This window comes from Pseudomonas sp. WS 5027 (assembly GCF_012985695.1).
Taxonomy (GTDB): Bacteria; Pseudomonadota; Gammaproteobacteria; order Pseudomonadales; family Pseudomonadaceae; genus Aquipseudomonas; species Aquipseudomonas hygromyciniae.
The window spans coordinates 23,803-44,780 of the sequence record NZ_JAAQWU010000030.1; the positions used below are offsets into that span (position 1 = coordinate 23,803).

Below are 20,978 nucleotides of genomic sequence, written 5' to 3' on the forward strand. Positions count from 1 at the left end.
CGGTTGCCGTGACTCTCATTGTTCGCCCCTTTTCTTCAACAGGCCGATGATGCCCTTGGGCAGATACAGGGTGACGATGATGAACAACGCACCAAGGAAGAACAGCCAGTATTCAGGGAAGGCCACGGTGAACCAGCTCTTCATGCCGTTGACCACGCCGGCCCCCAGCAGCGGGCCGATCAGCGTGCCGCGCCCGCCGAGGGCGACCCACACGGCGGCTTCGATGGAGTTGGTCGGCGACATTTCGCTGGGGTTGATGATGCCCACCTGCGGCACGTACAACGCGCCGGCCAGGCCGCACAGCACCGCGCTCAACACCCACACAAACAGCTTGAAGCCACGGGGGTCGTAGCCGCAGAACATCAGGCGGTTTTCGGCGTCGCGCAGGGCGGTCAGCACGCGACCGAACTTGCTCCGGGCCAGGCGCCAGCCGATAAACAGGCTGCCCACCAACAGCAGCACCGTGGCCAGGAACAGCACCGCGCGAGTGCCGGGCTCGGTGATGCCAAAGCCCAGGATGCTGCGGAAGTTGGTAAAGCCGTTGTTGCCGCCAAAGCCGGTCTCGTTGCGGAAAAACAACAGCATCCCGGCAAAGGTCAGGGCCTGGGTCATGATCGAGAAATACACGCCCTTGATCCGCGAGCGGAAGGCGAAGAAACCGAACACCAGCGCCAGTAAACCCGGGGCCAATACCACCAGGCACAAGGCCCACAGGAAGTACTGGGTACCGACCCAATACCACGGCAGTTCGGTCCACGACAGAAAGGTCATGAACGCCGGCAACTCGCTACCGGCGGCCTGGCGCATCAGGTACATGCCCATGGCATAGCCGCCGAGGGCAAAGAACAGGCCGTGGCCCAGGGACAACATGCCGGCGTAGCCCCACACCAAGTCCAGGGCCAGGGCGACGATGGCGTAGCAGAGGATCTTGCCCACCAGGGTCAGGGTGTAGGCCGAGACGTGGAATGCGCTTTCTGCGGGCAACAGCGACAGCAGCGGCAACGCCAGCAGCACGGCGAGGATTACCGCGCCCACTGCAATTGTCACCTTGGGGCCGGCCTTTTGCGCGGCCGTGAGCATCAATGGCTGGTTCATCAGTCGATCACCCGTCCTTTCAGTGCGAAGAGTCCTTGCGGGCGTTTCTGGATAAACAGAATGATCAGCGCGAGGATCAGGATCTTGCCGAGCACGGCACCGATCTGCGGTTCAAGAATCTTGTTGGCGATCCCCAGGCCAAACGCGGCCATGACGCTGCCGGCCAACTGGCCGACACCGCCGAGCACCACCACCAGGAACGAGTCGATGATGTAGCTCTGGCCCAGGTCCGGGCCGACGTTGCCGATCTGGCTCAGGGCCACGCCACCTAAGCCTGCGATGCCCGAGCCGAGGCCAAAGGCGAGCATGTCCACGCGCCCGGTGGGCACGCCGCAGCAGGCGGCCATGTTGCGGTTCTGGGTTACGGCGCGCACGTTGAGGCCCAGGCGGGTCTTGTTCAGCAGCAGCCAGGTCAGCACCACCACGCACAGCGCAAAGCCGATGATGACGATGCGGTTGTACGGCAGCACCAGGTTGGGCAGCACCTGGATCCCGCCCGACAGCCAGGCCGGGTTGGCCACTTCGACGTTCTGTGCGCCGAACAGCAGGCGCACCAGTTGGATCAGCATCAGGCTGATGCCCCAGGTAGCCAGCAGGGTTTCCAGTGGCCGGCCATAGAGGTGGCGGATCACCGTGCGCTCCAGGGCCATGCCGATGCCTGCGGTGACAAAAAACGCCACCGGCAGCGCGATCAGCGGGTAGAACTCGATGGCCTGGGGCACGTAGCGCTGCATCAGCAACTGCACCACATAGGTGGAGTAGGCGCCGAGCATCAGCATCTCGCCGTGGGCCATATTGATCACCCCGAGCAAGCCGAAGGTGATCGCCAGGCCCAGGGCCGCGAGCAACAGGATCGAGCCCAGGGACATGCCGCTGAACGCTTGTCCAAGGATTTCGCCCACCAGCAGCTTGCGCTTGACCTGGGCCAGGCTGGTTTCGGCGGCGGTGTGCACCCCGGCATCGGTTTCCACGCCGGGCGCCAGCAATGCTTCCAGGCGCGTGCGCGCCAGTGGGTCGCCGGTGCTGCCCAGCAGACGTACGGCGGCCAGGCGCACGGCCGGGTCGGGATCGACCAGTTGCAGGTTGGCCAGGGCCAGGCTCAGGGCGCTGTGGACGTCGTCGTCAGTTTCGCTGGCGAGTTGCTGGTCGAGGAATTTCAGTTGCGCAGGTTGCGCGCTTTTCTGCAGGGTTTGGGCGGCGGCCAGGCGTACCTTGGGATCGGCGGCGAGCAGTTGCTGGCTGGCCTGCACGTTGTTGATCAAGCCGCGCAGGCGGTTGTTCAGGCGTACGGTCTTGGTTTCGCCGTTGACGCTGACTTGGCCTTGTTGCAGGGCGTTGACCAACTCGATGCGCGCCGGGTCGGGCTGGGCGGCCCAGTCTTGCAACAGTTTGGCCTGTTGCATGGGGTTGGCCGCGAGGAAGTCTTCGGCATCGCCTGAGTGTGCGGCCAGGGGCAGCAACAGCAGGCAGGCCAGGATGAAACGGTGGAGGGCAGTGGGCATAAACAAATGTCCTGGTCATGCACGGACTAGGTTTATGTGGGAGCGAGCAAGTCGAATCGTCGCACCGCCGCTCCCACATTTGATCTGTGTTGGGGCTTAGTTGCTCTTCACCGCGTGATCCGGCTTCTTGTCATTGCCAGGGATGTACGGGCTCCACGGCTGGGCGCGGATCGGTCCTTCGGTCTGCCACACCACCGAGAACTGGCCGTCCGACTGGATCTCGCCAATCATCACCGGCTTGTGCAGGTGGTGGTTGGTCTTGTCCATGGTCAGGGTGTAGCCCGACGGCGCGGCGAAGGTCTGGCCGGCCAGGGCTTCACGCACTTTGTCGACGTCGGTGGACTTGGCTTTCTCCACGGCCTGCGCCCACATATGGATGCCGACGTAGGTGGCTTCCATCGGGTCGTTGGTCACGGCCTTGTCGGCGCCCGGCAGGTTTTTCGCCTTGGCATAGGCTTTCCAGTCGGCGACGAACTTGGCGTTGACCGGGTTCTCTACCGACTGGAAGTAGTTCCATGCTGCCAGGTTGCCCACCAGTGGCTTGGTGTCGATGCCGCGCAGTTCTTCTTCGCCTACCGAGAACGCCACCACCGGAACCTCGGTGGCTTTCAGGCCCTGGTTGGCCAGTTCCTTGTAGAACGGCACGTTGGAGTCGCCGTTGACCGTGGACACCACCGCAGTCTTGCCGCCGGCCGAGAACTTTTTGATGTTGGCCACGATGGTCTGGTAATCGCTATGGCCGAACGGGGTGTAGACCTCTTCGATGTCCTTGTCGGCCACGCCTTTGGAATGCAGGAACGCGCGCAGGATCTTATTGGTGGTGCGTGGGTACACGTAGTCGGTGCCCAGCAGGAAGAAGCGCTTGGCGCTGCCGCCTTCTTCGCTCATCAGGTACTCCACCGCCGGGATTGCCTGTTGGTTGGGCGCCGCACCGGTGTAGAACACGTTGGGCGACATTTCTTCGCCTTCGTACTGCACCGGGTAGAACAGCAGGCCGTTGAGTTCTTCGAACACCGGCAACACCGATTTGCGCGACACCGAGGTCCAGCAGCCAAACACCACCGCCACCTTGTCCTGGGTCAGCAACTGCCGGCCTTTCTCGGCGAACAGCGGCCAGTTGGACGCAGGGTCCACGATCACCGGCTCCAGCAGCTTGCCGTTCACGCCGCCCTTGGCGTTGATCTGGTCGATGGTCATCAACGCCATGTCCTTGAGGGACGTTTCGGAAATGGCCATGGTCCCGGACAGCGAATGCAGGATGCCGACCTTGATGGTCTCGGCGGCCTGGACAGTCCAGGTCATGCCCATGGCGGCAATGGATGCCGACAGAGTGAAAGCCTTGATCAAGCTGCGACGCTTCATGGTGTGGTCCCCGTGACGTTTATTTTTCTGATGAGCAGATGTGAACGCTAAAGGGCTATTTGCAAAGGCTGTGCCCGATAGCCGAACGCCCGGTTTTACGGGGCGGCACGTGCCGGCGGGCGTGGGCGCGCACCAATAGCGGGCGGCCTGGCGGCGCCGGTGCAGGCAATGCGCCGAAAGAGTGCCAGGGCGCAGGGCCCCCTAACTATGCAGCGCCATGGCGCGGGTGCATGGGAGGACGCTTTGCCAGGGCTTGCATTCGCAAGCTCACTACAAGCGATCAAGGGGGTGTCATGGAAGAACAACGATCCAGGGAAAAACGGGCTGCGGTAGCGAAGGCCGCGAAGTATCAATACAGCCCAGCGTTTCTCACGGCCGATGATGCCGCGCGGTATGTCCACGAACGCATTGGCAACAAGCGTGACGTGGAATACGGCAGCGTCATTTTGCAAAGGTTGTCGGATCAGCGGATTTACGCCACGCAGCCGATTCCCGGCAAGGCGGCCACGTTTGACTTCGAGCTGTTGCTGGAGCGCGGCGCAGGCAATTCATTTGTGGAACCGCCTGGCTATAAGTTGGTGGGCGGGATTCACTCGCACCCCCAGCAATTTGACTTCCTGAAGCGCTCAAACCCGCGCTATACCGATCGGCAGGTGCGGGTCTTCAACGATTTTTTTTCCGAGCGGGACGTGGTCTTCAATCACTACGAAGGGCGATCACTGGTCACCGCCTATCTATCGGGGCCCAACGGCACGCTACTCAAGTACCAGCCCAGTTTCTCCGAGGCCGAGCGGCAGTTTGTCGACTGGCTCGATGACGTCAAAACGGCCCTGCCTGCCCATGGTCATGACGGCACGCTGGAGGGTTACATCAAGAAGCTGGCATCGCTGGGGCGCTTGTCCCTACTTCTGGCCAGTGATGATTGGGGCGGCGCTGCGGGGCTGATTGACCAGGGTTGGCAGCCTTATCTGCCGCTGGTCGAGCCTCAGGGCACGGTGGCGTGTGGCCCGCTGTTCCAGGATGTGACCAAGGCGCTGAACGCGGCCCAGGTGCGCATGCGCCGCAAACCTGAACTTCGCCAGATGGCCATGCTGCTCAAGCATGAACAGCGCAGTGAATTTGTCGCGACACAGGCCCTGGCATTGGGCGCCGCAGAGCTGGTTCCGGCCGATAACCGGTTGCCTTCGCTGGCGGGCGGACCCTTGTTGCCGGAGGGGTTTCATGTGCACGGTTTCTTCTACCTGTCGCAACCGGTGCTGGCGCAGACGCCCAGCATAGAACCCTGGTTGTACCAGCAGTTTTTCAGCCCCGGCGAGCTGGCGGCCTACATTGCCAAGGCTCGTCGCTACCAGCAGGCACCGACCTCTGCACTGGGCATTTCCCTGTACCTGCGGACCAAGGACGATGCGCTGCTGCGTTACCGGTTCAGCGGCTCGCCGGCAGAAACGCAGTTGTTCAAGGAGGATGATGCGGGTGGGGTGTCCGACCAGGGGATTCAACAGGCCCTGGAGCGCGGAACGCTGACGCCTGCCCAGTTTGTGGCGCGGGTGGCTGCTGCGGGTGAGTTGAGTGTGGAGAAAACCAGTGCACTGTGGGACGTGGAGGGGGTGGTCGAGAACAACTGGACGCCCTTTGCGAGTTTCCCGCAAAAGGCGCTCACCCTGAGCCAGCCCTTTGCCTCCGCCGATGAGGCCGCGCTGTACGCCCATGCCCAGGTGGGAGGTCGTCGTGGTCGTGAATATGGCGCGCTGATTCTCAAGCAGGCCGACCATCGTTATGTGTTGACCCAGCAACTGGAAACCCCCGGCAATCCATACGCATTCCAGGGGTTCTATCCTTGGGAACCGTACTCCAAGCAATTGGCGCTGCCCGATGGTTACCAACTGCACGCCTGGTTCGGCTCCCACGTGGCGCCCTCGCTGTTGAACCTGGATGCCCAGGCCCGGGCGAACTGGTCGAGCGATGAGGTGGATGTCTACGCCCAGGGTTTCACTGCCGAGGAAGCCTATCGGATCCACCAGTTGCAAGTGCCGGGCTACCTGTCCGGAGCCAAAGACAGCCTGATCGTCCTGGACACCCGTGGTGCGAAGAGCAGCGAATTCCTCGGCTTTTTCGAAGCGCCCAGGGGCGGCAGCCTGGTTGCCAGGAACCTGGCGGACGGCACCTACAAACCCGCCGATGCCATCCGTACGCTGGCAGAGGTCAGCCATTTGCGCGTAGTGAAGGGCAATAGTTTGTGGGGGCCGGCTGGATCAATCGACAAGCACTGGGTGCCATTCAAGGACCGGGCAACACCGGGTACAACGGTGCCCCTGCCTGCATTGAGCCCGGCTTTTATTAAAGCCGATGACGCGGCGTTGTGGGCGCACCGGCGCATCGGTGCACGGCGTGACCGTGAGTACGGCGGCGTCATCCTGCGCAACCTTCAAGGTTACTTTTTTGCCACCGAGCCGGTCAGTGGCCAGGGGCTTGAGTTTGACATCCGCGACGTCCTCAGCACCCGCGAGGATGGCAGCTTCTTGCCGATTGCCGGTTACCGCCGCGCCGGGCTTTATCATTCCCATCCTGCGGATTACCAACAGGTTGCCAGCGCCAACCCGAAGATGTCCGAGCAGCAGGTGAGGGTTCATCTGAATTTCTTTTCCCCATGGGATGCGGCTGGGGATATCACCTATCAGCACAACTTTGCATTGTCTTACTTGTCGGGTCCCGATGATTCCCTGGTGCGCTATCGCCCCAGTGGGTCGTTCGCCGAGGCGCAATACGCCAAGTGGATTTTGGGCACGGTCAGCGACGCGCAGTGGGGGACGGATGGCTCGCTGGAAGGTCATCTGAAAAAATTGCTCGAGGTGGGTGAGTTGAGTTTTGTCACCAGCAATCCGTTGTGGGGTGGCTCTCGAGGGGTAGTTCCGCAGAACTGGGAGCTCTATCGGGCGTTCGCTGCGCCAGCGCCGGGGTTGTTGCCGCTGTTGTCCCACGTCTGCGCCACGGTCAGCGATGCCATTGCAGCGGGCGTGGCGCTCGGTACCGGCCCAGGGACGGCCTGGCGCCTTGGGCTGGTGCTCAAGCGCGACGGCAAGGACGAATTTGTCGCGACCCAGGCCCAGGTGCTCGACGAACCACGCTTTTACGTGAACCACCTGTTATCCACGGATGCGGACGGCAACTACCTGCTGCCGGACGAGCACCGCATCGTCGGGTTCTACTGCGAATCACCTGCCGAACGCAGTCGTCTGGCCATGCATCAGCCCTGGCTGTACCGCAGCTTTTTTGCACCGCAGGCGTTGGGCAGCGCGGCCCAACAGGCGGGCCTGATTGCCAACCTGCAGGTACCGGAGCAGCCGCTGGGGCTTTATCAGCAAACCGCCGGTGGGGCGCTGTTGCGCTATCGGTTTGGCTTCTCGACCGCAGAAACCGAGCTTTTTGGCAGTAGCCCCGAGGCCGATAGCGCTTTGCTCAAAGGCAGCCTTACCCCCCAGGAGTATGTGCTGCAGGTCGCGGCCGTCGGTGAGCTGACGGTGCTGGCCACCAACCGGATGTGGGACCGGGCGGGTGTGGTCACGGCTACGTGGCGCCCGTTTGCCGATATCCCGCTGGTGACGGTGGGGCCGGCGTTCACCCAGCCCGACGACGCTGCGCGCTGGGCGCACAATCAGATCGGCACCCGGCGTGACAAAGAGTATGGCGGCCTCATTCTCAAGCGTGGCAACCGCTACTTCGCCACGCATCCGGGCAGCGGTGCCCATGCCATGTTCGATTTCTACACGATTCTGGCGGCCGATGAGCAGGACAACTTCATCGCGCCCCATGGCTACGAGTGCCACGCGCTCTACCACTCGCACCCGGCCGACGCCGGTCAGATAAGGCAATTCAACCCCGGCTTCACCGACGACCAGGTCGAGTTGTTCAACAGCTTCTACTCCAACGCCGACCAGGTGTTTGTCATCACCCATCGTCACTTCGCTCGGGTGCATTACCTGTCGGGGGCGGTCAACTCGCTGCTCAAATATGTGAGCAGCGGCTCGGCCGAGGAGACAAACCTCGAGGCTCAACTGACAGGCACGCAGGCGGTGGTGCCGTTCACCGCGTTCGAAGGCGCTGTCTGGCGGTTGGCGCAAGCCGGCGAGTTACACGTGGTGGTGCCTTCACCGGTATGGGGCGGTGTACGCGGCAAGGTGCCTCAAGGCTGGACCTTGCGCAGCCCCGTGAGCAGCGGCGGGGCCGCGCAGGCGCAACCGTTCTTCACGCCCATGCTGAGTACCGCGCATGCAGCGGTGTTGGTTGCCTTGAGTGCGACTGCGGGGTTGCGTCAGACGGGCTATCAGGGGGTTGTCCTCAAGCACCTGACGGCTTTGACCTATATCGCTACCGAACCCACGGCCCTGGGGCCTTCGTTGACCGGGTTGTTCCCGCTGCGCAATAACGGCCAGCCGCGGCTGCCCTCCAACTATCGCCTGGTGGGCTTCTATTACTCCCCCGCACCGATGGCGGATGCGCCGTTGCCCGCCACGGAGCCCTGGCTGTACAAGCGCTTTGTCAGTCCACAGTTGCTGGTCACGGCGATGAATCAGGCGGCCGGCACCCAGAGCCTGCAGATTGCCGACCAGGGCTTGAAGCTGTTTTTGCACACCGGCGACCGGGCGCTGTTGCAATGGCAAGCGCCCGACGCCAAGGCGGCCACCGAATTGTTCAGCGTGGCCACGGACGGCACGGTGACGGATAACGGCAACCAGGCCGCCTTGATGGACGGTTCGTTGTCACCCCGGGCGTTCGTGCGCCGGGTTATTCGTGCAGGCGAGCTGACGGTGCTGCAGGTCGGCCAGCTCTGGACCCAGCGGGGGGTGTTGTATGACGGTGAAACCCTGCCGCTGGGTGCCAAGGACCAGAGCATCGACGCCACCTTCCTGAGTGCCGACGATGCCGCGCGGCATGCCCACGAACGCATCGGCGTACGGCGTGATATGGCCTTTGGCGGCTACATCTTGCGGCTCCCCGATCAGCGCTTTGCATTCACCGAACCGGTACGTGTCCAGGGCGATGGATTTGCCGGGGACTTGCTGCTGTCATCGGCCGATAACGGGCTGCTGGTGCCGCCGGCCGACCATGTCATCCATGGGCGCTACGCCTCCCATCCACCGCTGTCCCAGGCTGAGCTGGAGCGTTGGCGGCGCCTGGGGTGGACGCTGACCGACCTTGAAGTCAGCGCCTCGATGTTCAGCGATCAGGAAATCCGCTCGGCGATCCTCTCTGGACTGCCTGCGTACTTGAGCGGGACGCCCAACAACCTGATCTGTTACCAGCCCAGCGGTTCGCAAAAGGAAGCGTTGGTACTGGCCAACACCCGTCGAGAGCCCGGGGTCGATAACTACCGTCTTCGCCTGGAGCGCGGTGTGCTCAAGCCACAAGACATCGTGACTCGCGTGGCGGACGCGGGTGAACTGCGGGTGCTCGCCCACACCCGGTTGTGGGGCCCGCGCCTGCGGGTCTATGACGACTGGACACCGAATTTCGAATACGCCGAGGTGGCCCCGCAAACGCCGTCCTTGAGCGCCATTTTCACCAGCCCGGACGCTGCGGCGATCAATGCCCATAAGCGCGGTTATGGACGAAACCTGGCTGCCCAGGGGTGTACCGCGTACTTGCTCAAACACCCGCAAAAAAGTGAATACGTGGTCAGCGAACTGGCGCCCGAGGCCTCCAATGCCTGGTTGAGTGACTCGTCCATCGGTGCGGCCTATCTGGAGGGGGGTGGGTTTGCCCACGGTTTCGTGTTGGTCGGGATGTTCTATTCCCAGCAATGGCTGCCCAGCGGCCTGCCTTCCACCGAGGCCTGGCTGGCGCGCTTTTTCGCGACCCCGCAATTGCTGCAACGGGCCGAAAAAGACGCCCGCTCTTTGCCCCGCGCAGGCTCCAGCGACGTGTTACCGGTTTATCTGTCGACGCTTGAAGGCGCGTTACTGCGCTATCAGCCGCCCGCGACCTCGCTGTTCAGTGGCGGCGGCAATGGTGACGAAGTCAGCGTACAGGGCATGAGTCTGAGCAGCGGCACCCTGGATATTCGCCGTTATGTTTCGTTGATGGCCAAGACCGGTGATTTGACGGTGCTGTATTCCAGTCAATGCTGGGACCGCCGGGGGCCGGTGAGCAAGGAGCCTTCGCAGTGGCGACCCTACGCGCACTTTATCCGCCGCCGTCTGGGGCCAGTGTTCAATGAACAGGATGACGCGGCTCGGTATGCCCGTTCCCGTCTGCCGGCCAGCAATGGCGGGCGACTGTTCGGCGGCCTGATCCTCAAGCGCCCGGACGGTCTGTTCGTCGCCACGGAACCTGTGAGCGTGCCCCGCGAAGATTTCGAGCACACCTGGATTTTTCCCGATGAGATGGTGGCCGTGGGTGGCTTTCCCGCAGCCCATACCCTGGTGGCACGCTATCGTTCAAGCCCGGGGCGCGAACTGCCGTTTACCCTGGATGCCACGCAGCGGGATATCTACCGCAATATGCTCTCGACCCGGGTGATCAGTGCGGTGCTGAACAGCGCCCATGCCAACCTGAGCCGTGAATACCTGTTCGGTGCCGACGCCAGCATCATCAGTTACAGCCGCAGCGACTCGGCGCTGGAAACGGCCTTGAAGAATGATCTGCAGCCCCTGAACCTGGTGCGCGAGGACCGCCTGGAGAACAAGCTTGAGCAACAGATCCGCGCTGGAAAACTCACGCCAGAAGCGTTCGTCCAGCGCCTGAGCAAGGCCGGGCGCTTGCGCGTGGTGGACGGCAGCGAGGTCTGGGGCCCGCCGAGGTTACTCCAGGGTTTTGTCCCCAATGCTTATCGCGCGCCTGGAATCTTGATCGAAAATGCGCTGGCGGATCCTGCCTTCAGTCCGGTTTTTGCCCAGGAGCAGGCGGCTGTGCGCTACGCCCATGAGCGCTGCCAATACGGGCCGGCGTTGCAGTTCGGCTACGTGTTCAAGGATGCGCGTAAAGATCAATACATGGTGACGATGCCGTTGGTGCGTAGCAGTTATTGGAAATTCGAGCAGGTGTTTCCAAGCGGCCTGCTGCCCCAGGGCTATGTCATGGAGGGCCTCTATCTGTGTGCCGCCCTTGAAACCCTGACCCCCTTGCAAGACCCCCATGAGCGGATGATTCATTCGCCCCTGGACGTCGACAACGGCATTCGCTTTGCCCGTCATGGCGTGAAGGGCAAGCGGCTGGCGCTGTACCTGTCCTGCCCGGAGGGGGCGCTGCTCAGGTATCAGTACCTGCAAACGGACGAGGAACAGGACGATCGCAACCACTTCCCGATGCTTCGCCAGCAACTGCGCGAGGGCAAGATGACGCTGCTGTGGTATGTGCAGGAGCTGGCTCGACTCGGCAACCTTGATGTACTGGTCGAGGGCTCGGTCTGGGCGGGGACGCGGCGGATCACGCCCGATTGGTGGCCGGGAACGGGAGAGGGGTTCTTCGATTACCCAATGGGTTGCGGCCCGTTGTTCTCCCATGCCGATGATGCCGCCCGCTACGTGCAACGTCGGCTGTTGACGCGCGGGGGCCACAACTATGTGGCGGCCATCCTGGCCAATCCGAACAGCTCGTCGTTTATCGCGACCCTGCCGTTGTGGCCGGGGCTGGATGCGACACGTCTGTTCCGCCTGTTTTACACCGGGCGTTCGGGGCCGGTGCAACCGATCTCGCAGCCTGCGAGCGGGCCGGTACCTTATCCGGACTTTCCGGTTCTGTACCGGGTGGTGGGCGCGCAGTTGGCCTATAGGGATTCGGCGCCGGTCGACAGTGCTGATTCCAGGGATGAGGTGCTCATCAGCAACTTTATCGAGCCATCGTTCCTGGCTTATTTCATCCGCGTTCTCAAGGCACAGTCAGAAACTACGACGAGCCTTTACCTGGTTACCCGGGGTGGCGCGCAGTTGAAATACGTACCGGGTTTTTCACCCCTGGAAAACCAGCTGATGGCCACTGCGGCCAGTCTCACGCCCCTGGAGTTTCTCCAGCGTTTGACCGGGGTTGGTCAGCTGTCTGTGCTCGACAGGGATACCTATTGGCAGAACGAAGGGCTGATTTCCGAGGTGCAAAAGGACAGCCGCAATGGGGTGCAGACCGACGCTCCGCTGATTGACGAACCCCTGCAACTGCGCGACCGCGACGAGCTGTAATCGAGTGCTCAGCGCTTGCGCATCAGGCCAATGAAAAACAGCCCACCGATCGCCGCCGTGGCCACGCCGATAGGCAGATCCTCGGGGGCGATCAGGGTGCGTGCAGCGACATCGACCCATACCAGGAACAGGCTGCCCAGCAACCCGCAGACCGGCAACAACCGTCGATGCTCGGCGCCCACCAGGCGCCGGGCAATGTGCGGCACCATCAGCCCGACAAAGCCGATGGAGCCGCTGACGGACACCAGCACGCCGGTCATCAGCGACGCAATCAGGAACACCTTCAGGCGCACAGTGCGCGCATTCAGGCCCAGGGTGACGGCGGTTTGTTCGCCGGCCATCAGCGCGTTGAGTGGGCGCGCCATGCCCAGCAGCAAGAGCAACCCGCACAGCACCGCCGCAGCGGGAATGGCCAGTAGCTCCCAGCGTGCCAGGCCCAGGCCGCCAAGCATCCAGAACATCACCGCCGACGCCGCGCGATGGTCGCCCATGAACAGCAGCAGGTTGGCCACCGCCATCATCACAAACGACACCGCGACGCCGCACAGCAGCAGGCGATCACTTTCCAGGCGGCCGTTGCGGCTGGCCACGGCCAGCACCACAAGCATGCTCAACAGCGCACCGATAAACGCGGCCAGCGGCAGGGTCAGCAAGCCGATGAGCTGACCGACATGCAGCACCACGATCACCGCGCCCAACGTGGCGCCGGAAGTCACGCCCAGCAGATGGGGGTCGGCCAGCGGGTTGCGCGTCACCGCCTGCAGCACCGCGCCGATCAGTGCAAGGCCTGCGCCCACCAAGGCGCCGAGGAGCATACGCGGGACGCGGATCAGCCAGACGATATGTTCCTGGCCGGCGCTCCAGCTCACCTCGCCGATGCCCATTGCCTTGTGCAACAGAATCCGCCACACCACCTCCAGCGGCACCCGCGCCGGACCGAACCCCAGCGACACCACGCAAGAGACCAGCAACAGCGCGCCAAGGGCAATCAGCAGCAGGGCATAGCGGCGCTCGATCATTGGCCGTGGAACCCCTTGGCCAGGGTTTCAACCGCCAGCACGTTGTCGATGCCCGGCGTGGCCTGCACGTAGGGAATCACGATAAAGCGCTGGTGCTTGATGGCGTCCACCGATTGCAGCGCTGGGTTATCCAGCAAAAACTGCTGCTTCTGCGTGGCGCTGATTTCGCTGTAGTCGACGATCACGATCACCTGTGGGTTGCGCTCGACCACGGTTTCCCAGTTGATGCGGGTCCAACTGGCGTCCACGTCATCGAGGATATTGCGCCCGCCCGCCGCCTCGATCAGCGCTTGCGGCATGCCTAGGCGGCCCGAGGTCATGGCGCGGTCTTCGCCACTGTCGTAGAGAAATACCCGGGGCTTTTCCGCCGGCAGGTTTTTCTGCACCTGGGCGACCTGTGCCTGCATCTGTGCGATCAAGGTATTGGCGCGGTCCTGCACGTCGAAGATCTTGCCCAGGTTGCGCAGGTCGTTATAGGTGTCATCCAGGGTCGCGGCCGGGCGCTTCATCACAAACGCACAGGACTCAGTGAGCTCCAGCACTTTGATGCCCAACGGTTGCAGGGTTTGCGGCGTGAGGTCGCCGCCCACGCGCATGCCGTAGTCCCAGCCGGCGAAGAAGAAATCGACGTTGGCATTGAGCAGGGTTTCCACCGATGGGTACTTGCTCGCCAGCTCCGGCAGACCGTCGAGCAACTGGGCCATTTGCGGGGTCACGGCTTTCCAGCCGGTCACGCCGCTGTAGCCGACCATGCGCGACTTGAGCCCCAGGGCCAGCATCATCTGGGTCATGTTGATGTCGTGGCTGACGGCGCGTTCAGGCGCCTGGTTGAACGTCACCTCGCGGTTGCAGCTCTGGATCTTCAGCGGGTAGTGGGTCGCCTCGGCAAATGCCTGGGCAGTGCCCAGCAGCAGGGCGAGGGAGAGCAGCGAGCGCAGGATCATGGTTGGGTTATCCAGGTGATTCGGGGGTAGCCGGACAAGGGATGGGTATCGATCAGCGCCTCGACACCGAAGACCTCGCGCAGCAACTCGGCGGTCAGTACTTCGTGGGGCGTGCCGCTGGTGACGATGCGTCCGTGGTTGATCACGTACAGGCGGTCACAGAAGGCCGCCGCCAGGTTCAGGTCGTGGATGCTGGCCAGGGTGCCGATCTGCAAGCGCTTGACCAGCTTGAGCAGCTCAAGCTGGTAGCGCGGGTCGAGGTGGTTGGTCGGCTCGTCGAGGATCAGCAATTGCGGTTGCTGGGCCAGGGCGCGGGCGAGGATCACCCGTTGTTTTTCACCGCCGGAAAGGGTGGCGAAGGCGTGGTCCTCAAAGCCCAGCAGGCCGACGGATTCGAGGGCCTGTTGAATCAGTTGGCGGTCGTGCGGCGTATCGCTGTCGAACAACCCTTTGTGGGGTGTGCGGCCCATGGCGACCACTTCATCGACCCGCAGGCCGAAGGCATCGGGGAATTCCTGCAACACCACGGCGATGCGCTGGGCGCACCAGCGTGAAGGTTGCTTCCAGACGTTCCGGTGATCGAGGCGCACTTCGCCCTGTTCGGGTTTGCTGAACCGATAGGCGCAGCGCAACAGGCTGGTCTTGCCGCTGCCATTGGGCCCGATCAGCCCGACAAACTCCCCGGCGCCCACCTGCAGGCTGGCATCACGCAGGTGGAACTGGTGATGGCAGTGGCCGTGGCCCAGGGGGGACCAGGCGAGGTGGTTGAGGTGGAGTGTGGTCATCATCGGTCTCAAGGTTAACGCCGGCCCAAAATGTGGGAGCGGGCTTGCTCGCGAATGCGGTGGGTCAGTCAACATATTCATCTCTGACCCACCGCATTCGCGAGCAAGTCGAATCGTCGCACCGCCGCTCCCACATTGTGGGGGTGGTTAGAAGGTGTAGTCGGCCGTCACAAAGAACGAGCGCGGCTCACCCAGTATCCATTGCTGGCCGTCATTGTATTGGCTCACGGCATAGGTGCGGTCGAACAGGTTATTCAATTGCAGGCCCAATGTCGTGTTGTGCAGGGCTTTCCACGAAACACTGGCATCGACCACGGTGTAGCTGGGCAGCTCGTTCTGGTTGGCCATGTCGGCGTAACGCGCATCCACATAACGCACGCCGGCACCGGCGCGGATGTCTTCGGTCACGGCCTTGCTCAGCCACAGGTTGGCAGTGCGGCGCGGCACGTCCACCGGGCGATTGCCATCGCGTGAGACCTGTACGCCGCCGACATTCTGCTGGAAGTCATCGTACTGCGCCCGCACGATGGCTGCATTGGCTTGCAGTTGCCAGGCGTGGGGCAGTTGCAGGTCGAGGCTGGCTTCCAGGCCGTCGGAAGATTGCTGGCCCACCTGTTGTTTGTATTGCGGGTTGCCCGGCACATCGGTCAGCAGTTTCTTTTTGACGATATGGTAGGCCGCCAGGGTCCACTCGCCGCGCTGGTCCCAGAAAGCCTGTTTGATACCGATCTCGGTCTGCTTGGCGGTGGAGAGGTCGAACGCTTGCTGGCTTGAGCTCAAGGAGATCAAGCCGCCGACGCCATCGGTGCTGGTGGCGTACTGGCCGTAGATCGAGGTGTCCGCAGTGAGGGCAAACACTAGGCCGGCCTTCCAGTTGTTGCCGGTGAGGCTCTTGTCGTTGCGCTCGCCGCTGCGCAGTTCATCGCGGTCCAGGTGCACGAAGTCGCGACGGATGCCGGTGATCAGCGAGAGCTGGTCGCTCAGTTGCAGGCGGTTTTCGGCAAAGCCTGCGAACTGCTTGGTGGTGGTGGCGAACAGCGGCCGGAACGGATCGGCACTTTCAAACGGGGCCTGGGCCGGGTGTTTCACATCGATGGGTTGGCCAGCGGTCACCACGTCTGTAAACGGTGAGTTGCTGGCCAGGCGAAAGCGAATGCGGTTGTATTCCACGCCGGTCACGGTCTGGCTGTCGAGGCCGAACAGCGTGTGCTTGAAGGTGAAGGTCTGGCGATCGCCGACCTGCTCCTGGTTGTGCTTGATGCCGTAGAACCCGCTGCGGGTCAGTTGCCCGGCGCTGAAATTGTAGTTCTCGGCGTTCTGCCAGCGGCGCTGGGCCTTGAGGTAGTACAACTCGTTGCGCGCGCTGACGGCATCGTTGATCTGCCATTCGCTGCTCAGGCGCGTCCACTGGTCGTTGTAATGCTGGGTGTCGTTGCTGACGTTGTAGTTCTTGTCGCGCAGGCCCTTGTGCAAGTGGCCGTTGAGCAGCGGTGTACCAAAGTAGTTCTGTGGGCGCTGGTCGCCGTAGTCGTGGGCCAGGGTGAAACTCAGGTCATCGGCGGCCTGCCAGCGCAGGGCGCCGCTGGCAAAATCGCTGGCCGAGTCGCCACGGTCGATAAAGCCATGGCTGCGCAGGCGGTTGAGGTTCAGGCGATAGCTCAGGGTGTCGGTCAGCGAACCGCCGCTGTCCAGGGCTTGTTGCTGGCGATCATAGGACCCGTAGCCCAGGCGCAGGTGGTTTTCGATCTCGCCAGTGAAGGGCTTCTTCGAAATCGTGTTGACCACTGCGCCGGTGGCGCCTTCGCCATACAGCACCGACGCCGGGCCGCGCAGCACGTCCACGCGCTCGACCGCCCAGGTGTCGACCGGGAAGGTCGAGGTGCCCATGCCGTTGTACAGGCGGTTGCCGTCATACAACTGCATCACCGAGCCCTGGCCGGTAAATCCACGGGCTTGCAGCGAGGTGCCGCCGTCGCCCGGGGTGCCGGTGCGGCTAATGCCGGTGGCGCGGGAGATTGCGTCCTGCACACTGACGTCGCCCCGTTCGCGAATCTGCGTGCCGGTCTGGCTTTCGACACTGCCGGGGGTTTGCAGGGCTGTGAGGCCCAGGCGCGAACCGGCGGTGGTTGGGGTGCTCAGGTCGATATGTGCGTTGTCCACCGCTGGTGCGGTCACGGGGCTGGCGGGCAGGGTCAGGGCCTGGGCGCTGTTTTGCAAGGCAAGCAGGCACAGGCCGCTGGCAAGGTACTTGTTCATCGGGCGGCAGATCGCTTCTTCGAGACGACACTCGCCGCTGGGCGCGGCGAGTGGGGATGGTGCAATAAGTGTTATAAGTTAACACTTCTTGCGTTTGGGATGAAAGCCCGCGTAAGACTACATAACGTCTCTATGTAGGGCATCTCGCCTACCTCATGCAGAAGATGAGGCTGACTCACGTTGTTTGAAAAGGCGCGCCAGCACCAGCCGATCCAACATCCACACCACCAGCAACGACGCGCCGACCAGCGGGAAAATGATCGCCAGGGCCAGCATGATCACCATGGCGGCTTTCCACTTCGGCAGGTCATGGCGCAACGGCGGAACCCCCAGGCCACCCTGTGGCCGACGTTTCCACCAGATCACCACACCGCTGACCGCACTCAGCAGAATCATCAGGCACACCAGCAGCACGATGATCTGGTTGATCACGCCGAACATCTTGCCCTCGTGCAGCATCACCCCGGACTCGGTAACCCGCGCCACCGTGTTGTAGTGCTGCCAACGCACATCGGCGAGGACCTTGCCGGTGTATTGGTCGACATGCAGGGTTGCGTCATTGCGCGGGTCGTTGGCGAACACGGCGATGGTGAACACGCCCGTGGCCGTGGTCGGGAAGGTGATGCTGTAGCCCGGCTCGACCTGGCGCGCGGTGGCCAGGTCCACCACCTGTTGCAGGCTGATCGAGGGCGCGGCCGGGCCGTGGTGCATGCCGCCGTGCTGCATGTGTTCGGCATGCTCGCCGGACAGGGGCATGGGCGTGTTTTCCATGGCCCAGGGCACGGTCTGTTGCGTCGCGGTGTTGAGGCTGCGGGCCTGTTGGTCGGACTGCGGCACGTCGTTCCACATCGCCGCCGGAAAGCGGTTCCACAGGTCGGCGTACTGCTTGCCCCAGAAGCCGGTCCAGGTCATGCCACTGAGCAGCATCAGCAGCAAAAACGCCGCGCCCCAGAACCCGGTGACCGCATGCAGGTCACGCCAGAACAGACGCCCGCGACTGCCCAGGCGCGGCCACAGAATCCCGGCAGCAGAGCGACCGCGCGGCCACCACAGGTACAGGCCGGACACCACCAGCATCACCCCCCAGCCGGCGGCGAGTTCAATCAGGCGATCGCCCGTGGTGCCGATCATCAATTCACCATGCAGGGCACGGACGATGGCTTGCAGGTTGTAGGTCGCGTCCTGCTCGCCGAGCACGCTGCCGCGATAAGGGTCGACAAAAACAGTCAGCTCGTTGCCTGCGTTGTGCAGCACAAACTGCGCGCTGCTGCTGGCGTCCACGGGTGGCAGGTATTTGCTGAGGGTGGCGTGTGGATAGGCGGCCTTGGCGCGCTGCAGTTGCTCGTCGGCGCTGAGGACGTGCGCGGCAGGTTGCACGTTGAGCAGTTGGCCGTACATCAGCGGGTCAAGCTGGGGCTTGAACAGGTAGATGATGCCGGTCACTGCCAGCAACACCATGAAGGGGGCGACAAACAGCCCGGCGTAGAAATGCCAGCGCCAGGCCAGGTTGTAGAAGGAAATCTTTGGAGGGTTCATCAGGGTGCTCCGCAAGGACGTTATTTTTGTGCATGACTTGTAGGGGCGAGCTTGCTCGCGAAAAGCCTGAGGTTGCCGCGTTGAGTCTGATTGACCGCGTCATCGTTCACGTTCTTCGCGAGCAAGCTCGCTCCTACAGCGGTGCTGGGCTAGAAGCTCATATCCACCTTGGTCCAGAGCGTGCGCCCCGGTTCATTGATGGCTTGCGGGTCGTTGGCCGGGTAGCCGAACCCGGCGTTGCCGGCCAGGTTCAGGTGCTCGGCGTAGGCCTTGCCGAACAGGTTGTCCACGCCGGTGCTGACCTTGAAGTTTTTGTTGATGCGGTACGCGGCGTTAAGGGAGAACACGCCAAAACCACCGCTCTTGGCGAAGTCCTTGCCGACCACGTTGCCTTTGTTCTGGTCGATGCGGTTCTGCGCTGCGACCACACGCCACAAGGCGCCGGCGCTCCAGTCGTCTTCGCTGTAGGTCAGGCCGAAGCGCGCATCCAGCGGTGGCATTTGCGGCAGGGCCTTGCCGTCGCTGCTGTTCTTGCCCCAGGCGTAGGCCAGGGTGGCGTCGGCTTTCCAGTTGGAGGTCAGCTTGTAGGCGGCGCCCAATTCACCGCCCATGATCCGCGCATCGATGTTCTTTGCCTGGGAAGTCATGCCCATCATCCCCGGGGTGTAGTTGAACAGGATGTAGTCACGCACCTGGCCGACATAGCCGGAGGCCCAGGCTTCCAGCTCGGCGGTCTTGTATTGCAGGCCGAAGTCCAACTGCGTGGTTTTCTCTGGCTTGACCGCATCGAAGGCATTCAGCGAACCCGCTGGGCCCTTGCCGGGGGAGAACAGCTCCCAGTAGTCCGGGAAGCGTTCGGCGTGGCCGAGGCCGGCGTAGAGGGTCGTCGGGCTGTCGGCCAAGTCATGTTCATACCGGACGAAACCGGACGGCAGCGTGTCGGCACGGGTGTCGCCGGCGGTAGGGTTGGCGCGGCTCATCATGCCGCTGCCGGTGCGCTGGCGGTAATCCTTGGCCGAGGCGCGATCCAGGCGGGCGCCGGTAATCAGCCGGTCGTTGTCGGCGGCGTACCAGGTCAACTCGCCAAACACGCCATAGTTATGAAAGTCGGCGTCCTTGTTGCGCGGCAGGTTCTTGTAGGTATCGACCCCGGCGCTGCCGCGCTGGCGGTGCTCGTTGGTCTGCGCATCGATGCCGCTGATCAGTTGCACATCGGCCCAGCGCCAGGTGGCCTTGATCCGCGCACCGAGGGTGCGGCGGTCGACGTTGGAAGCCATAGGCCCGGCCATCATCCCGGTGCCCGAGGGCGTGCGCAGGCTGTAGTTGTCCATCACATGGTCGGCGTAGTTGTAGTAGACCTGGGCTTCGACCTTGTCGAGTACCTCGCCGATATTGGACTTCTCGAAGCGCAGGCCGAGGCTTTCGCGCAGGAACTGCGAGCCGTCCATGCCGCGTCCGGCGTAGCGCGCTTCACCATCGCCACGGCCGGCGGTGAGTTCCAGCAGGGTGTCGGCGTCCGGGGTCCAGCCGAGGGCGACGTCGCCATTCCATTTGTCGTAGCGCGAGGCGACGGTGTCGTGGTTGCCGTCCTTGTAGTCATCGGCGTGGGCCTGGTTGCCGATCACGCGGATGTACCCCAGCGAACCACCGGCGGCGGCATCCAGCACTTTATCGAAGCGCCCGTTGGAGCCGGCGAGGATGCTGGCGTTGACCCGCGTGCCCAGTTCGCCGAACTGCTCCGGCTCGCGGTCGAACAGCACCGTGCCGGCCGAGGCGCCAGGGCCCCAGAGCACGGTTTGCGGGCCTTTGATCACGGTGAGTTTGTCGTAGGTTTCGGGTGAGATGTAGGAGGTGGGCGCATCCATGCGACCAGGGCAAGCGCCGAGCATCATGCTGCCGTTGGTGAGGATATTCAGGCGCGAGCCGAACATGCCGCGCAGCACCGGGTCGCCATTGGTGCCACCGTTGCGCACCAGGGCGAAGCCTGGGATGGTCTTGAGGTAGTCGCCGCCGTCACTGGCCGGCACCGGCTGGCGTGGGTCCTTGGGGTTGGTGACGATGGTCAGTGGGGAGCTTGGGGCAACGCCGGTAATCACCGTCGGGCTGAGCTCATTGTGGTGCTCTGTGTGGTCGTCGGCATACGCCTGTGGGGCCAAGAGTGCGCCGCACAAAACGGCGAGCACGGGGGTACATCCCATACGGGTGTCAGCAGGAAACCTGGACATGAAAAATTCCATCAATCAGTCGTAAACAACACGGCCAGCAGCCTGCGGCTGTCTGTGTGAAGGCGGCCGTGCGAAGTTGTGTGTTA

General features: G+C 63.0%; 10 protein-coding genes and 1 pseudogene. 1 reads left to right on the forward strand and 10 read right to left on the reverse strand.

Translation table 11 applies throughout. The features are described 5' to 3' along the window. Nucleotides 1–15: 15 nt before the first annotated feature. From urtC to urtA, 3 genes are all read right to left on the reverse strand, one after another. Complete coding sequence (urtC, locus tag HBO09_RS26135) at nt 16–1,095, reverse strand: urea ABC transporter permease subunit UrtC (protein WP_169998454.1); 1,080 nt, start codon at nt 1,093–1,095, stop codon at nt 16–18. Then, the gene (gene urtB, locus HBO09_RS26140; RefSeq protein ID WP_169998451.1) at nt 1,095–2,597 is read right to left on the reverse strand and encodes an urea ABC transporter permease subunit UrtB; all 1,503 of its coding nucleotides are present in this window, start codon (nt 2,595–2,597) and stop codon (nt 1,095–1,097) included. Before urtB ends, urtC begins: the two co-directional genes overlap by 1 nt. 96 nt (nt 2,598–2,693) lie before the next feature. Next, a complete protein-coding gene (urtA, locus tag HBO09_RS26145; protein WP_169998449.1) occupies nt 2,694–3,959 on the reverse strand; it encodes an urea ABC transporter substrate-binding protein in 1,266 nt (421 codons plus the stop codon). Nucleotides 3,960–4,252: 293 nt separating this feature from the next. Here urtA and HBO09_RS26150 point away from each other — a divergent pair, with 293 nt between their 5' ends. Beyond that, on the forward strand, nt 4,253–12,127 hold the full coding sequence (locus HBO09_RS26150; RefSeq protein WP_169998447.1) for a DUF4329 domain-containing protein: 7,875 nt from the start codon (nt 4,253–4,255) through the stop codon (nt 12,125–12,127). Nucleotides 12,128–12,135: 8 nt separating this feature from the next. Here the strand turns inward: HBO09_RS26150 and HBO09_RS26155 are convergent, their stop codons facing one another. The 7 genes and pseudogenes from HBO09_RS26155 to HBO09_RS26180 all read right to left on the reverse strand — a co-directional run bounded on the left by HBO09_RS26155 (nt 12,136) and on the right by HBO09_RS26180 (nt 20,892). Continuing rightward, the gene (locus tag HBO09_RS26155; RefSeq protein WP_169998445.1) at nt 12,136–13,146 is read right to left on the reverse strand and encodes an iron ABC transporter permease; all 1,011 of its coding nucleotides are present in this window, start codon (nt 13,144–13,146) and stop codon (nt 12,136–12,138) included. Then, a complete protein-coding gene (locus HBO09_RS26160; protein ID WP_169998443.1) occupies nt 13,143–14,090 on the reverse strand; it encodes an ABC transporter substrate-binding protein in 948 nt (315 codons plus the stop codon). The genes HBO09_RS26155 and HBO09_RS26160 overlap by 4 nt, the downstream gene beginning before the upstream one ends. Then, complete coding sequence (locus tag HBO09_RS26165; protein WP_169998441.1) at nt 14,087–14,875, reverse strand: ABC transporter ATP-binding protein; 789 nt, start codon at nt 14,873–14,875, stop codon at nt 14,087–14,089. The genes HBO09_RS26160 and HBO09_RS26165 overlap by 4 nt, the downstream gene beginning before the upstream one ends. 147 nt (nt 14,876–15,022) lie before the next feature. Beyond that, nucleotides 15,023–17,131 carry a TonB-dependent receptor gene (locus tag HBO09_RS26170; RefSeq protein WP_169998439.1) on the reverse strand — a complete coding sequence of 703 codons (2,109 nt, stop codon included), beginning with the start codon at nt 17,129–17,131 and terminating at the stop codon, nt 15,023–15,025. A 153-nt stretch (nt 17,132–17,284) separates the two neighbouring features. Then, on the reverse strand, nt 17,285–18,667 hold the full coding sequence (locus HBO09_RS26175; protein ID WP_169998437.1) for a PepSY domain-containing protein: 1,383 nt from the start codon (nt 18,665–18,667) through the stop codon (nt 17,285–17,287). A gap of 38 nt (nt 18,668–18,705) precedes the next feature. Further along, nucleotides 18,706–18,792 (reverse strand): annotated as a pseudogene (locus HBO09_RS29100) (outer membrane lipoprotein carrier protein LolA); the annotation flags it as partial. 24 nt (nt 18,793–18,816) lie between these two features. Beyond that, entirely contained in the window at nt 18,817–20,892 is a 2,076-nt protein-coding gene (locus HBO09_RS26180; RefSeq protein ID WP_169998435.1) for a TonB-dependent copper receptor, read from the reverse strand. Nucleotides 20,893–20,978: the final 86 nt, after the last annotated feature.

Bases quoted from the DNA above. Each gene is read 5' to 3' on its own strand.
- urtC (WP_169998454.1), bottom strand. From the start codon at position 1,095: ATGAACCAGCCATTGATGCTCACGGCCGCGCAAAAGGCCGGCCCCAAG.
- urtB (WP_169998451.1), bottom strand. From the start codon at position 2,597: ATGCCCACTGCCCTCCACCGTTTCATCCTGGCCTGCCTGCTGTTGCTG.
- urtA (WP_169998449.1), bottom strand. From the start codon at position 3,959: ATGAAGCGTCGCAGCTTGATCAAGGCTTTCACTCTGTCGGCATCCATT.
- HBO09_RS26150 (WP_169998447.1), top strand. From the start codon at position 4,253: ATGGAAGAACAACGATCCAGGGAAAAACGGGCTGCGGTAGCGAAGGCC.
- HBO09_RS26155 (WP_169998445.1), bottom strand. From the start codon at position 13,146: ATGATCGAGCGCCGCTATGCCCTGCTGCTGATTGCCCTTGGCGCGCTG.
- HBO09_RS26160 (WP_169998443.1), bottom strand. From the start codon at position 14,090: ATGATCCTGCGCTCGCTGCTCTCCCTCGCCCTGCTGCTGGGCACTGCC.
- HBO09_RS26165 (WP_169998441.1), bottom strand. From the start codon at position 14,875: ATGACCACACTCCACCTCAACCACCTCGCCTGGTCCCCCCTGGGCCAC.
- HBO09_RS26170 (WP_169998439.1), bottom strand. From the start codon at position 17,131: ATGAACAAGTACCTTGCCAGCGGCCTGTGCCTGCTTGCCTTGCAAAAC.
- HBO09_RS26175 (WP_169998437.1), bottom strand. From the start codon at position 18,667: ATGAACCCTCCAAAGATTTCCTTCTACAACCTGGCCTGGCGCTGGCAT.
- HBO09_RS26180 (WP_169998435.1), bottom strand. From the start codon at position 20,892: ATGTCCAGGTTTCCTGCTGACACCCGTATGGGATGTACCCCCGTGCTC.